Here is a 14,811-nt window from a genome sequence, read left to right on the forward strand (position 1 = left end):
TGTAACCGCGTAATTTAGCAACAAGAGTGTAACAAGCTTGTTTAAAAAGGGCTAGCGCTTGCGCTTTTGAACAGCCTTAATTAGCAGGTAACTGTTAGAACATTGGGGTATATAAAATAAAATCAAGGAAAAGGGTTGAATTTAGCGTGTACAGGAGCAATTTAGTAATAAGAAGAGAGTTGAATGGTAAGTGGGGAATTAAGCGAGGATCTAAATTAGGTCGCTCGCTTTAGTCGAACAAATTTTTGATCACTCTAAAATGTCGCCGTTAGGCGCAATGTTTTTAGCGTGTAAGCCCTTAGGGCCTTGTTCTAGCTCGAATGTTACATCCTGACCAGCTTTAAGTGTCTTATAACCGTCCATTACAATCGTTGAGTAATGAGCGAAAATATCATTCTCGCAGCCGTCTTCTACGATGAAACCAAAACCTTTGGCGTTGTTGAACCATTTGACTTTACCACAAGCCATACTTCTACATCCTTCTATAAGTTGACTAATTTAGTTATTCTAAACCGTATAATTTGCTAGACTGACTAAGGATTAATCAATCTACTTCTGACTGTAGTTTATTTGGCCAGTCAGTCAAGTGTTTTGTGGTATTTTTTTAACATTTAATTTATTTTTTATTCAAGTTTGCTTGAGTTCTAAAGACAAGACTATATTTAATTATGAGTGGTATGAAAGATTCAGGTGTCATCGACACAGTTCGCGATAGTGAAAAGCAAAAGCTGCAGCCACCGCGAAAATACAAAGTTGTTTTAAATAACGACGACTACACGCCAATGGACTTTGTAATAGAAGTTCTAATGACGTTTTTCAATATGGATAGCGATAGAGCAACTGATGTGATGCTACAAGTTCACGAAAAAGGTAAAGGGATATGCGGTGTATTTAGCGCCGATGTAGCCCATACCAAAGCGGAACAAGTTAACCGTTATGCACGGGATAACGAGCATCCACTGCTTTGTAGTTGTGAGCAGGAATAAATACCAATTAGGTGATCAATCATCTCATTGTTGTGGTATAAAATAATTATCTCAGTAAGGGGTTGCCAATGCTAAACAAAGACTTAGAACTAACGTTAAATGCCGCGTTTCGTGAAGCGCGTACACGCCGCCATGAGTTTATGACGGTAGAACACCTTTTACTTGCGCTTTTAGATAACCCTTCAGCAGGCGAAGCGCTAAACGCCTGCGGTGTTAATATTTCTGGTTTAAAAACCGAACTATTAGAATTCATAGACGAAACCACACCGGTTATTCCCGATTTAGAAGAAGAACGCGAAACCCAACCAACACTGGGCTTTCAGCGCGTGCTTCAACGTGCGGTTTTTCATGTTCAATCATCTGGTAAAAACGAAGTTACAGGCGTTAACGTGCTCGTTGCTATTTTTTCTGAACAAGAAAGCCAAGCGGTTTATTTACTTAAGAAAAGCGATATTTCTCGCTTAGATATAGTGAATTTTATTTCTCATGGTATTTCTAAAACGGATGATGAGTTAGGAGATGACACTGACGATATTCATGAAGAAGTACAAGAGGTTCAAAACGAAGAGGCAAGTAAGTTAGATAGCTTTACCACTAATTTAAATGCCCAAGCCAAAGACGGTAACATTGACCCATTAGTAGGGCGCGACAGCGAAGTAGAGCGCACCGTGCAGGTTTTATGTCGCCGTAAAAAGAATAACCCACTACTTGTTGGTGAAGCAGGGGTAGGTAAAACAGCTATTGCAGAGGGCCTTGCGTACCGCATTGTTAATGAACAAGTGCCTGAAGTAATTGCCGATGCTGTTGTTTACTCGCTTGATATGGGCGCATTGCTTGCCGGTACTAAGTACCGCGGCGACTTTGAAAAACGCTTTAAGAGCTTATTAAAAGAGTTACAAGCAAAACCTAACTCAATTTTATTTATTGATGAAATACACACTATTATTGGCGCAGGTGCTGCATCGGGTGGTGTTATGGATGCCTCTAACTTACTTAAACCGCTGCTTTCAAGCGGGCAGTTACGTTGTATGGGCTCAACCACTTACAATGAGTACAAAAATATATTTGAAAAAGACCGTGCGTTAGTGCGTCGTTTCCAAAAAATTGATGTACTTGAACCAAGTGTGGCCGATACCACTAAAATTTTAAATGGTTTAAAAGAGCGTTATGAAGAACACCATGGTATTCGTTACACGCAAAAAGCATTAAAAGCAGCTGCTGAACTAAGTGCTAAATACATTAATGAGCGTCATTTACCTGATAAAGCCATTGATGTAATAGATGAAGCCGGTGCCAACCAACGTTTGCAGCCAAGCTCTAAGCGCAAAAAAACCATTGGTGTATCAGATATTGAATCGATTATTGCTAAAATGGCACGTATCCCAGCTCAAAGCGTGTCATCGACCGATAAAGAAACGCTTAAAAATCTTGATCGTAATCTTAAAATGTTGGTGTTTGGGCAAGATCAGTCAATCGACGCGCTAACATCTGCGATTCGTTTATCTCGATCTGGGCTTGCAAACGAAGATAAGCCAGTGGGCTCGTTCTTATTTGCGGGGCCAACGGGTGTAGGTAAAACCGAGGTTACTAAACAGCTCGCTAAATGTATGGGCGTTGAGTTTATCCGCTTTGATATGTCAGAGTACGTTGAGCGCCATGCAGTAAGCCGTTTAATTGGTGCGCCTCCTGGGTATGTTGGTTTTGAACAAGGTGGTTTACTTACCGAAGCCGTTATTAAAAACCCGCATGCAGTTGTATTATTGGATGAAATTGAAAAAGCCCACCCAGATATTTACAACATATTACTGCAAGTAATGGATCACGGTACGTTAACCGATAACAATGGTCGTAAAGCTGACTTTAGAAACGTGGTGGTGGTTATGACAACCAATGCCGGCGTGCAAGAAACCACACGTAAATCGATTGGCTTTACCGAGCAAGATCATACGCACGATGCAATGAGTGAAATTAACAAGGTATTTTCACCTGAATTTAGAAACCGCTTAGATAATATCATTTGGTTTAACCACCTTGAAAAAGACGTTATCTTGCAAGTGGTCGATAAATTTGTAGTTGAGTTGCAAGCACAATTAGATAAGAAGTCAGTTAACCTTGAGCTGACCTCTAAGGCCCGAGAGTGGTTAGCAGATAAAGGCTACGATAAAGCAATGGGTGCACGTCCAATGGCACGTGTTATTCAAGATGAGCTTAAAAAGCCATTGGCTAACGAAATACTCTTTGGTGAACTGGTTGATGGCGGTACTGTTAAAGTATCAGTTAAAGATAAGAAAATTAACTTTGACTATGAAAGTAATTTAACACCCGCTTAAACAAGTGTATTCACTTATCATACCAATGCGCAAATTATGCGAATGGGTATATAAACTAGCCTGCGCGATACGCGTGGGCTTTTTTGTGCTTTTTTATAGGCAACAAAAAACCCAGCAAAAGCTGGGTTTTTTGTTTATTAAATGTAATTGCTAGTCAGTACCATCAATTACATTTAATAAACGCTTTAAGCTAGTTATTCACTAGCCAAAAACTAAATCTCGTTTACGCACTTAGCGAGCACGGAATACGATACGTCCTTTCGATAAATCGTAAGGAGTCATTTCTACCGTTACTTTATCGCCGGTTAAAATACGGATATAGTTTTTGCGCATTTTACCTGAAATATGAGCCACAACTACGTGACCATTTTCTAGCTCAACTCGGAACATTGTATTTGGTAAAGTATCAAGGACTGTCCCTTGCATTTCGATTACGTCTTCTTTCGCCATGTTTAGCGTAACACCTCTTTAATAGTTAAACGCTGCAGATTTTGCCCAAAATACGCCAATAAGTAAAGGCGCAGCGGGCATTTTTGCAAATTAAATAGCCAACCACTGGTCATTAACGTGTTTTTGCGCGGGTAAAAACTGAGTTTTGTATTTCATTTTGGTGCATTCATCGATTTGGTAGCCCAAATACACAAATTCTTTATTTTGCTGTTTAGCAAATTCGAGCTGCTGTAAAATCATCACAGTCCCTAAACTGTAGTGTTCAAAGTCGGGATCGAAAAACGTATAAATAGCCGAAACAGCGTTATCCATGCAATCTGTTACGGCCACTGCAACTAAAGTGTCTTGGTGCCAAAGCTCAATAAACGTTATTTCTAACCAGCTACAAAATAAAAAGCTTTGAAACTGTTCTAAATTAGGCGGAAACATAGTGCCATCGCTGTGGCGCATTGAAATGTATTTACTATAAAGTGGATAATATTCTTCGCGCTTAGCGTGTGTGTATCTTACTTCAAAGTTTGCTTTTACTTTATTTAGTTTTCTTTTTTGTGACTTTGAAGGGGTAAACTCTTGGGCTAACACGCGCACCGAGTTACAGGCGCTACACGAAGGGCAGTGCGGTCGGTAAATTTGGTTACCACTGCGCCTAAAACCGAGCGATAGAAGCATCTCAAATTTATGCGTGCTGTAACAGGTTGGGTCAAGTATTACCAATAATTGCTCTTGCCTGTCAGGTAAATAGCTACAAGCAAACTCTTGGCTAAGACCAACGCGTGCAGGAATATGTTCACTCATAAATTGCTGTTAACTCCTGTGGTTGCCACATGGTTGAGTTGAGGGTGTAAGCATTTGCTTGTTTAAGTTTAGTCAAAAATTCTGAGCGAGGGATCACTTTTGCGCCTAAAGAGGTTAAATATGGGTTTTCTAGTTGGCAGTCAATAAAATGTGCGTTATGGCGTTTTAACCAATTAACTAACGCCCACATGGCCAGTTTTGAGCAATTAGTTTGATGATGAAACATCGACTCGCCACAAAAAACGCCATTTTGCATAATGCCATATAGCCCACCGGCAAGTTCGCCGTCTTGCCATACCTCAACACTATGCGCAATATTAGCGTCATGTGCAGCAATATAAGCGCTTAACATATCGTTTGTTATCCATGTGCCTTCGGTGTCTATACGTTGCTCACAGCACGCTTCTATCACCTCAGCAAAGGCATTGTTAACAGTTACTTTAACAGGGTGTTTTTTTAAATGTTTACGTAAGCTTTTACTTATATGAAAGTCATTTAGCTCTACAATGCCGCGTTCACTTGGCGACCACCACATAATGGGCTCACCTTCGCTAAACCATGGGAAAATACCCATTTTATAGGCATTACTTAAGCGCTTTACAGATAAATCGCCGCCTATGGCAAGCAGTCCATCGGGGGAGGTAAGTGCATATTCGGGATTTGGAAATGCTATATCGGTTTCACTTAGTTGGTATAGCTGGTTTCTCATAGAGGGCTTAACTTATTAATTATCATAAAAGTGTAACTATATTTTAGGCATAAAAAAAGGCTGAACTAACAGCCTTTATTAATTTTGTAGCGTTTATAGGTTATCTAAGAAACGCTCTGCATCTAGGGCTGCCATACAGCCTGTACCTGCAGACGTAATTGCTTGACGGTAAATGTGATCAGACACATCACCTGCGGCAAATACGCCAGGTACGCTTGTTTGTGTAGCGTTACCGTTAAGACCAGACTCAACCACTAAATAGCCATCTTTCATTTCTAGTTGGCCTTCAAACATGTCGGTGTTTGGCTTATGGCCGATAGCAATAAACACACCCGCTAAATCAAGCTCTTCGGTAGCATCAGATTGTGTATCTTTAATGCGTACACCAGTTACACCCATGTCATCACCAAGTACTTCGTCTAGCGTACGGTTGTAGTGCATTACTACGTTACCATTTTGCGCTTTTTCGTTAAGGCGATCAGCAAGAATTTTTTCACTGCGGAAGCTATCACGACGGTGAATAACGTGTACTTCATCCGCAATGTTAGATAAGTAAAGTGCTTCTTCTACAGCAGTGTTACCACCACCTACAACGGCAACTTTACGCCCTTTATAGAAAAAACCATCACATGTAGCACATGCAGATACACCACGACCTTGAAAATTAGTTTCAGACTCTAAGCCTAAGTATTTAGCCGATGCACCAGTGGCAATAATTAATGCATCACATGTGTAAGTACCTTGGTCGCCAGTAAGCGTGAACGGGCGCTTAGACACATCTACTTTATTAATGTGGTCAAACACAATTTCCGTTTCAAAGCGCTCAGCGTGCTCTTTCATACGGTCCATTAATGCAGGGCCTGTTAAACCGTGCGCATCGCCTGGCCAGTTTTCAACTTCAGTCGTGGTCGTTAATTGGCCACCTTGTTGAATGCCGGTAATTAAAACGGGGTTTAAATTTGCACGTGCTGCGTATACTGCGGCAGTGTAACCCGCAGGGCCAGAGCCTAAAATTAGTAACTTAGAGTGTTTTGCTTCAGTCATGATCTTTTCCTAAACGTTTAATACTGAACTTAATGGCTTCGATTCTAAGAAAAACAAGGCACAAGTAAACAAATTATGTGAATATTTTTTTCTGACAAAATTAAAAGCTGTGCAATATTATGTACTGACTTTGTCTTGAACGATAAAAAAGCCCGCGTAAAGGCTAAAAAACAAACAGATGAGCAACAAAGCTTCGTTAATTCATGACCCGTTAGTATTTTTTTGATATGTTTTACCTAATTTTATTTGTCACTGATAGATTATGTGACCTTAGTGAATAGGCAACTATGTTATTTTGGCAGGAAAAACCCGCATTTGGGTTGACTTCAAAAGACGTTAACGTCTTAACCAACGCACAAGAGTACCGTACGCAATTGCTACGTTTAATTAGCAATGCAAAAAAAAGAATCTACATTACGGCACTTTATTTACAAGATGACGAAGCAGGGCGCGAAATACTTGAAGCGCTGCATTGTGTGTCGTTGGCAAACCCCAACCTTGAAATAAAAGTGTTGGTTGATTTTCATCGTGCTCAACGTGGTCTTATTGGTGCAAAAAAATCAGACGGTAACGCAAGTTTATATTGTGACTATTTAGAAAAATTTAAATCAAACGTACAAGTTTACGGTGTACCGGTTAAAGCCAAAGAGTTGTTTGGTGTGTTACACCTTAAAGGTTTTGTTGTAGATGATACTTTATTATACAGCGGCGCCAGCTTAAATAACGTGTACTTACAATACAACGAACGCTACAGGCTCGACCGTTACTTTTTAGTTGACCAAGCAGCACTGTGCGACTCTGTGGTTGATTTTATTGAGTCTAAGCTAATAGGCTCGCAAGCCGTGCCACGTATTGATACACGCCCGCTTAAGCGCTTAATAGACTTTAAATTTGAACAAAAGCAATTAATGCGCGAGCTAAAGTCGGCCAGTTATGCAAACCCAACTACGCCCAATACCGACCCACTCGGTGTGCGTTTGTTTTTAGGTTTAGGGCGTCGTAATAATAGCCTTAACCGATTAATTAAAAACTTGTTTGATACCACAGAGCAAGAGCTTGTACTTTACACACCGTATTTTAATTTTCCGGCGCCGCTTATGCGCTCACTACGTCGATTATTAAAACAAGGTAAGCAAGTAACCATTGTAGTAGGTGATAAAACCGCGAACGATTTTTATCTGCCGCCAAGTGAGCCGTTTAGTAAAATTGGTGCACTCCCGTATTTATACGAAACTATTTTGCATAAATTTGTAAAATCGCAAAAGCGCCATATAGATAACGGCAATTTAAACGTGTATTTGTGGAAGCACGAGAGTAACTCGTTTCACTTAAAAGGTATTTGCGCCGACCGACAACGCCACTTATTAAGCGGCCATAACCTTAATCCGCGAGCATGGGGCCTTGATATCGAAAACGGTATTTTAATTGAAGACCCACAGCAAAGTATTATGCAAGCCATAGATAACGAAAAGCAGGAAATTTTAAAACACTGCCGCCGTTTAACTGGGCCAAATGATTTAGAAACAGTAGAAAATTACCCGCAACCGGTTAAAAAGCTGCTTGGTCAGGCTAAACGCGTAAAAGTTGATTTTATAATTAAGCGTTTTATATAAATTAATTTATATAGTCGAAATTTAGATACAAAAAAAGCAGCTATTTAGCTGCTTTTTTATTGTTTGTAGTTAGGTAACTATTTTATTTAATAACACCTAACGACTAAACGCAAAATTACGCGTTTTCTACTGCAGTACGAGGGTCAACATATTCCATATTGAACGCTTCAGCTACTTCTTTGTAAGTTACTTGGCCTTTAATTACGTTTAAGCCTTTTAAGAAGTGCGCGTCATCTAATAGTGCCTTTTTGTAACCTTTGTTTGCCAGGTTAATAATAAACGGCAATGTTGCATTGTTAAGTGCAAAGGTAGAAGTACGTGGTACTGCACCTGGCATGTTAGCAACACAGTAGTGAACAACTTCATCAACAATGTATGTAGGATCAGCGTGTGTTGTTGCTTTAGAAGTTGCAATACAACCACCTTGGTCAATAGCAACATCAACAATTGCAGAGCCTGGCTTCATTGCTTTAATGTGATCGGCTGTTACTAGTTTAGGTGCTGCAGCACCTGGAATTAGTACGCCACCAATTACTAAGTCAGCTTCTAGTACGTGTTTTTCTAGTGCGTCAGCCGTTGAGTAAATCGCTTTAACTTTGTTACCAAATTGCGCGTCTAGTGCACGAAGTACATCAATGTTGCGGTCAAGTACTACAACGTCTGCGCCCATGCCAACAGCCATTTGCGCTGCGCTACGACCCACCATGCCGCCGCCAATAACAACTACTTTAGCTGCTTCAACGCCTGGTACGCCACCAAGTAACATGCCACGGCCGTGGTTAGATTTTTCAAGCGCTTGTGCACCGGCCTGAATAGACATACGACCTGCTACTTCACTCATTGGTGCAAGAAGCGGCAAGCCGCCACGTGCATCAGTCACTGTTTCGTAAGCAATACAAATCGCTTTGCTTTTAACAAGGTCTTCAGTTTGTGGAAGATCAGGTGCAAGGTGAAGGTAAGTAAATAAAATTTGATCTTCGCGTAGCATTGCACGCTCAACAGCTTGTGGCTCTTTTACTTTTACGATCATGTCTGCTTTTGCAAAAACATCAGCTGCAGTTGCTAAAATTTCAGCGCCAGCTTGTGTGTAATCTTCGTTAGTAAAACCAATGCCCATACCTGCATCTGTTTCAACAATCACTTGGTGGCCGTGATTTACTAATTCACGAACACTCGCAGGAACCATACCTACACGGTATTCATGGTTTTTAATTTCTTTAGGTACACCAATAATCATAAAATTTGCCTTATTAAGAACGGATTAACATTTTTCACTATTATATTCATCATAAGGCAGTGTGTCTCACCTTTTTTAAAAGGCTAGGCAGTGTTATCATCTAAATAATAAAAATAAACAGAATATTAAACTAGTTGGGTGTATGCATCAGTTATTAGATAGAATTGACCGTAAAATTTTAATGGAATTACAGCACGATGGACGCCTTTCTAATGTAGAACTGGCCCGACGAGTTGGCCTGAGCGCCACGCCCTGTCTAGAGCGCGTAAAAAAGTTAGAACGTGAAGGTTATATACTTGGCTACAAAGCGGTGGTTGATCCAGCAAAGCTTGGCCAAGGCTTATCTGTGTATGTTGAGGTAACCATTACCAAAACATCGCCCGACGTATTTGATGAGTTTAGTGCGGCGGTTAAACAGCACGAAGAGATAATAGAGTGTCACTTGGTATCGGGCAATTTTGATTTTTTATTAAAAACACGCGTAAACGATATGTCAGAATACCGCGGTGTACTAGGCGACATTCTTTTAAAGCTGCCAAACGTGAGTGAAAGCCGCACCTATGTAGTAATGGAAGAAGTAAAAGGTGAAGACGGCGTAATTATTCGCCCTTACATTGCGTAAATTTAACCGCAAAAGATAAACACACTCTAATTTATAAAAACTTGTTCATAATCAGGCCATACACATTAAGATAAAGTGCATCAAATTGCATTTCCTGCTAAGGTATTTGATTGCAAGCAAGTGCCAATAGAACAATAAAGAGGGATAGGAAGTTATGCGCCTAAACGGTGTGCAAAGACTATTAGAAACAGGGCTGATCATCAGTACCTTTGCGGCAATATTCATTTTATGTGCTTTAATCAGCTTTGATCCCGCTGACCCTGCGTGGTCGCAAACGGGTGAATTTAGAAACGTAAAAAATATTACAGGCACTGCCGGTGCTTGGGTAGCCGATATATTATTACTGTCATTTGGTTGGCTTGCTTATTTAGTGCCGGCCGCTATTCAACTATTTGGCTATTTACTGTTTAAACAACCTCATCGTATTTTACAGCTCGACTACACCACACTTGCTTTGCGTGTTATTGGCTTTGCTTTATTTATTACCTCAGCTACGGCAATCAGCAGCATTAACTTTGATGATATTTATAACTTTTCATCCGGTGGGGTAGTGGGCGATGTGATTGCATCGGCCATGATGCCGGCATTTAACTTTACCGGTACCTCTATACTATTATTGTGCTTCTTTTTTGCTGGACTTACTTTATTAACCGGTGTGTCGTGGGTTGAATTTGTAGACTACCTCGGCGATTTAGTGGTTAGAGGCTACCGTTACATTGCTAATTACGCCCAAGGTTGGATGCAACGAGAGCGTATTGCGGCAAATCCGGTGCAAGCCGATGCGCAATTTAATGATGACCCTGACGATTATGAGCAAAGCGATACCACACTCGAGCAATCATCAGAATTTGAACAAGAGCCTGCAAAAAGTAAAAAACCAGCTAAGCAAAAAGCCATTACTAAAGAGCAGCCTACCTTTAGCGAACCGCAAATTAGTGATGACTACAGCCCATTTGATGAGCTAGACGATATACTCGACCAGGAAATTGGCTTTAGCGCCATAGACGATGAGCCAATGGATACAGCGGCTGCACTTAATGCGCTTGATCAAAGCCAAGTTGTTGAGCCTGAAAAACCGGTTACCACGGTGGTATCGCCAGCAAGGCCTATGCCTAAGCCAAAACCTGCATATCAGCCACCGCCAACAGCAAAAGAAAAGTTTGAAGAGCTACTTGATAAAGAGCCACCGCCAGGGCCATTACCGTCGCTTGATTTACTCGACAGACCGGATAAAGCAAAAAACCCGATATCGGAAGAAGAGCTTGAAAGCGTGTCGCGTCTTGTTGAAACAAAATTACTCGACTTTAACGTACAAGCAAAAGTGGTTGGCGTATACCCAGGCCCAGTTGTAACACGTTTTGAGCTTGATTTAGCACCGGGTATAAAGGTGTCTAAAATTACTGGTTTATCAAAAGATTTAGCCCGTTCGTTATCGGCAATTAGTGTACGTGTGGTTGAGGTGATCCCAGGTAAAACTTACATAGGGATAGAGCTGCCTAACAAGTACCGCGAAATTGTACGTTTATCTGAGGTAATTAACGCCCCTAAATTTGAGCAAAATCCATCGCCACTCACCATGGTGTTAGGTAAAGATATTGCAGGGCAACCTGTGTGTGCCGATTTAGGTAAAATGCCCCATTTACTGGTAGCCGGTACCACGGGTTCGGGTAAGTCAGTGGGCGTTAATGTAATGATATTAAGCTTACTGTACAAATCGGGCCCTGATGATGTTCGTATGATCATGATTGACCCGAAAATGCTTGAGCTTTCGGTTTACGAAGGTATTCCGCACCTATTGTGTGAAGTTGTTACCGACATGAAAGAAGCGGCTAACGCACTACGTTGGTGTGTAGGCGAAATGGAACGCCGTTATAAATTAATGTCGGCGTTGGGTGTACGTAACTTAAAAGGTTACAACCAAAAAGTACTTGAGGCCAAAGAAGCGGGTTACCCAATTCTTGACCCATTATTTAAAGACACCGACGGCATGAAAGAAGGCCCAGACGAGTTAGATAAACTACCGAGCATAGTGGTAGTAATAGACGAATTTGCCGACATGATGATGATTGTAGGTAAAAAAGTTGAAGAGCTAATTGCCCGTATTGCGCAAAAAGCGCGTGCCGCAGGTATACATTTAGTACTTGCAACACAGCGCCCATCGGTAGATGTAATTACCGGCTTAATTAAAGCCAATATACCTACGCGTATGGCGTTTCAGGTGTCGAGCAAAATAGACTCACGTACCATATTGGATCAACAAGGTGCCGAAAACCTATTAGGTATGGGTGATATGCTTTACTTACCGCCAGGCACAAGCGTACCAGAGCGTGTGCATGGCGCATTTGTAGACGACCATGAAGTACATGCGGTAGTAAACGATTGGAAAGCACGCGGTAAACCTAATTACATTGATGAAATTTTAAATGGTGATGCCACAGAAGATGTTTTATTACCAGGTGAAACCAGTGAAAACGCAGATGAAGAGTCAGATCCGCTATACGACGAAGCCGTTGCGTTTGTAATCGAAACCGGCAAAGTATCGGTATCGTCCGTACAACGTAAATTACGTGTTGGCTATAACCGCGCAGCACGACTAGTAGAACAAATGGAAACATCGGGTATCGTGAGTTCACCAGGCCATAACGGCGCTCGCGATGTATTAGTACCTAATGGAGCAAATTAATGAAAAAATTAAACACTTTATTATTAGTGCTTGGCAGTTTAATTGCCACGCCTAGCTTTGCTGATGACAGCCAAGCACTGCAAGACAAACTCGCAACCCTTAAAAGTTTTAAAGCGCAGTTTTCTCAAAACGTAACCGATCCGCAAGGCCAAGCGGTTATGCAAGGCGAGGGCACAATTGCCCTTAAACAACCTATGATGATCCGCTGGCAGCAAACAAACCCAGACGATACCTTATTTGTATCCAATGGTGACAAAACCTATTACTTCGACAGCTTTGCTGAGCAAGTAACTATTATGGATACCCATAGCCTTATAGATTCAACACCGTTTGTACTGCTTACTTCAAAAGATCCCGCACAATGGGAAAAATACAGTGTTCAAGCCACAGACTCTGGCTTTAGTGTAACGCCAAATAAAGGCGTAGAAAGCCAAGTAGAGCAACTTGATATTACCTTTGCAGGTAACGAGCAAGGCCTTGCTAAGTTAGTTGTGACGGATAATTCTGGTCAGCTTTCGTCGTTTAGTTTTAACAATGCACAAGTAAATACCTCGCTTGATACAAGCACCTTTGAATTTACCCCACCAGAGGGTGTAGAAATAGACGATCAGAGTAACGGTGAATAATTTAGGCTTTAACTTTGGGCCCGATGTACGCCCACTTGCGGCGCGCATGCGCCCAACAACGCTTGACGAATACATAGGTCAGCAGCATTTACTAAGTAGCGACAAGCCCTTGCACCAAGCCATTGTTGCAGGGCGTTGCCACAGCTTAATTTTGTGGGGGCCGCCTGGGGTAGGTAAAACCACCCTTGCGCAAATTATTGCAAACCACGCCGATGCCGAACTTATACAAATGTCGGCTGTGACCGCAGGCGTAAAAGATATTCGCGACAGCGTAACGCAAGCGCATGATAACCTACAAAGCCGCGGGCAACGCACCTTAATGTTTGTGGATGAAGTACACCGTTTTAATAAATCGCAGCAAGATGCATTTTTACCTCACATAGAAGACGGCACTTTTATATTTGTAGGCGCGACAACCGAAAACCCCTCATTTGCACTTAACAACGCTATTTTGTCGCGTGCACGCGTGTATGTTTTAAAGTCGCTAGCCGATACCGACCTATACACAGTGATAGAGCGCGCACTTAAGCAAGATGAGCAACTAAACCAAAAAAACATTGTTATTGCCGATAACGCCAAACAAGCGCTTTGCCAAGCAAGCGGCGGCGATGCCCGTAAAGTGTTAAACCTGCTTGAGCAAGCGGTTGATTTAACGAGTGAGCAAAACGGCACATACAACGTAGATGAGCACGTATTAAGCCAAGTACTGCCAACCCATTTAGCTAAATACGATAAAGGCGGCGATGAATTTTACGATTTAATATCGGCTTTTCATAAATCAGTACGAGGCAGCTCACCCGATGGCGCGCTGTATTGGTATTGCCGTATTTTAGCCGGCGGCGGCGACCCACTTTATGTAGCAAGGCGTTTACTTGCCATTGCCACAGAAGACATAGGTAACGCCGACCCACGGGCAATGGAAGTGGCGTTAAACGCATGGGATATATTTCAGCGTGTAGGCCCAAGCGAGGGCGAACGCGCCATTGCACAAGCCACTTTATACTTAGCTAGCGCACCTAAAAGTAATGCCGTTTATATGGCGTTTAACCAAGCAAAAGCTGATGCCAAAAACGAGCCAAGCTACCCAGTGCCAGAGCATTTACGAAATGCGCCTACTAACCTAATGAAAGATTTAGGCTATGGCGCCGAGTATCGCTACGCACATAACGAAGAGGGTGCCTTTGCCGCTGGTGAAAAATATTTACCGCCAGAAATTCAAGACAAACACTATTATTTACCGAGCGATCGCGGCCTTGAGCAAAAAATTAAGCAAAAGCTTGATTACTTAAAAGATCGCGACGCGCAAAGCCCACTTAAACGATACGAAAATGATTAAACTTTATATGATGATCGCCCTTGGCGGCGCCTCAGGAGCCTGTTTACGTTTTTTTATTAGCGAAACCATGCTAAAACTCCTTGGTAGGGGATTCCCTTTTGGCACGTTGACGGTTAATATTCTGGGTTCATTGTTAATGGGCATTTTGTACGGTTTGATAGAGAAAGAAATTATCGCCACAAGCCCCGCTAAAACCCTTATTGGTATTGGCTTTTTAGGTGCGTTAACCACCTTTTCAACATTCTCAATGGACTCGTTGTTGTTATTACAACAAGGTCACTTTATTAAAATGGCCCTCAATATCATCTTAAATGTGATGATCTGTATTTTTATGGCTTGGCTGGGCCTTCAGCTGGTAATGCAAAAAGGTTAAAAAACTA

Annotated in this window: 14 protein-coding genes; 8 read left to right on the plus strand and 6 right to left on the minus strand. The window is 41.7% G+C overall.

Translation table 11 applies throughout. The features are described from left to right. Window positions 1-249: 249 nt before the first annotated feature. Window positions 250-468, minus strand: coding sequence for a cold shock domain-containing protein CspD (gene cspD, locus PSH54_RS13355; RefSeq protein ID WP_004586755.1), 219 nt, complete (start codon window positions 466-468; stop codon window positions 250-252). 209 nt (window positions 469-677) lie between these two features. Between cspD and clpS the strand changes: the two genes are divergently transcribed. Both clpS and clpA read left to right on the plus strand, forming a co-directional pair. Continuing rightward, the gene (clpS, locus tag PSH54_RS13360; RefSeq protein ID WP_004586754.1) at window positions 678-986 is read left to right on the plus strand and encodes an ATP-dependent Clp protease adapter ClpS; all 309 of its coding nucleotides are present in this window, start codon (window positions 678-680) and stop codon (window positions 984-986) included. Between the two features lie 68 nt (window positions 987-1,054). Continuing rightward, window positions 1,055-3,316 (plus strand): ATP-dependent Clp protease ATP-binding subunit ClpA, encoded by a 2,262-nt coding sequence (clpA, locus tag PSH54_RS13365; protein WP_273606322.1) that lies wholly within the window; start codon window positions 1,055-1,057, stop codon window positions 3,314-3,316. Window positions 3,317-3,547: 231 nt separating this feature from the next. Here clpA and infA read toward each other — a convergent pair whose 3' ends face one another. The 4 genes from infA to trxB all read right to left on the minus strand — a co-directional run bounded on the left by infA (window position 3,548) and on the right by trxB (window position 6,314). Next, window positions 3,548-3,766, minus strand: coding sequence for a translation initiation factor IF-1 (gene infA, locus PSH54_RS13370; protein WP_002962494.1), 219 nt, complete (start codon window positions 3,764-3,766; stop codon window positions 3,548-3,550). A gap of 90 nt (window positions 3,767-3,856) precedes the next feature. Continuing rightward, window positions 3,857-4,561: an arginyltransferase gene (locus PSH54_RS13375; protein ID WP_024033487.1), complete on the minus strand. Its 705-nt coding sequence runs from the start codon at window positions 4,559-4,561 to the stop codon at window positions 3,857-3,859. Beyond that, a complete protein-coding gene (gene aat / locus PSH54_RS13380) occupies window positions 4,554-5,270 on the minus strand; it encodes a leucyl/phenylalanyl-tRNA--protein transferase (protein WP_273606323.1) in 717 nt (238 codons plus the stop codon). The genes PSH54_RS13375 and aat overlap by 8 nt, the downstream gene beginning before the upstream one ends. A gap of 93 nt (window positions 5,271-5,363) precedes the next feature. Beyond that, window positions 5,364-6,314, minus strand: a complete 951-nt coding sequence (gene trxB / locus PSH54_RS13385; protein WP_024033489.1) for a thioredoxin-disulfide reductase — start codon at window positions 6,312-6,314, stop codon at window positions 5,364-5,366. A 287-nt stretch (window positions 6,315-6,601) separates the two neighbouring features. On the opposite strand from trxB, the gene pssA reads away from it, so the two are divergent. Then, complete coding sequence (pssA, locus tag PSH54_RS13390) at window positions 6,602-7,927, plus strand: CDP-diacylglycerol--serine O-phosphatidyltransferase (protein WP_024033490.1); 1,326 nt, start codon at window positions 6,602-6,604, stop codon at window positions 7,925-7,927. A gap of 115 nt (window positions 7,928-8,042) precedes the next feature. Here pssA and ald read toward each other — a convergent pair whose 3' ends face one another. After that, window positions 8,043-9,164 (minus strand): alanine dehydrogenase, encoded by a 1,122-nt coding sequence (gene ald / locus PSH54_RS13395; RefSeq protein ID WP_004586748.1) that lies wholly within the window; start codon window positions 9,162-9,164, stop codon window positions 8,043-8,045. Window positions 9,165-9,306: 142 nt separating this feature from the next. Here ald and lrp point away from each other — a divergent pair, with 142 nt between their 5' ends. The 5 genes from lrp (at window position 9,307) to crcB (ending at window position 14,804) form a co-directional block, all read left to right on the plus strand. Continuing rightward, window positions 9,307-9,786, plus strand: coding sequence for a leucine-responsive transcriptional regulator Lrp (gene lrp, locus PSH54_RS13400; RefSeq protein WP_004586747.1), 480 nt, complete (start codon window positions 9,307-9,309; stop codon window positions 9,784-9,786). Window positions 9,787-9,940: 154 nt separating this feature from the next. After that, window positions 9,941-12,469 carry a DNA translocase FtsK gene (locus tag PSH54_RS13405; RefSeq protein ID WP_273602653.1) on the plus strand — a complete coding sequence of 843 codons (2,529 nt, stop codon included), beginning with the start codon at window positions 9,941-9,943 and terminating at the stop codon, window positions 12,467-12,469. Further along, window positions 12,469-13,095, plus strand: a complete 627-nt coding sequence (gene lolA, locus PSH54_RS13410; protein WP_273606324.1) for an outer membrane lipoprotein chaperone LolA — start codon at window positions 12,469-12,471, stop codon at window positions 13,093-13,095. Before PSH54_RS13405 ends, lolA begins: the two co-directional genes overlap by 1 nt. Continuing rightward, window positions 13,088-14,431: a replication-associated recombination protein A gene (locus PSH54_RS13415; protein WP_273606325.1), complete on the plus strand. Its 1,344-nt coding sequence runs from the start codon at window positions 13,088-13,090 to the stop codon at window positions 14,429-14,431. Before lolA ends, PSH54_RS13415 begins: the two co-directional genes overlap by 8 nt. Further along, window positions 14,424-14,804 (plus strand): fluoride efflux transporter CrcB, encoded by a 381-nt coding sequence (gene crcB, locus PSH54_RS13420; RefSeq protein WP_004586743.1) that lies wholly within the window; start codon window positions 14,424-14,426, stop codon window positions 14,802-14,804. Before PSH54_RS13415 ends, crcB begins: the two co-directional genes overlap by 8 nt. Window positions 14,805-14,811: the final 7 nt, after the last annotated feature.

The sequence above is a fragment of the Pseudoalteromonas sp. Angola-30 genome, from assembly GCF_028599215.1.
Lineage (GTDB): Bacteria > Pseudomonadota > Gammaproteobacteria > Enterobacterales > Alteromonadaceae > Pseudoalteromonas > Pseudoalteromonas atlantica.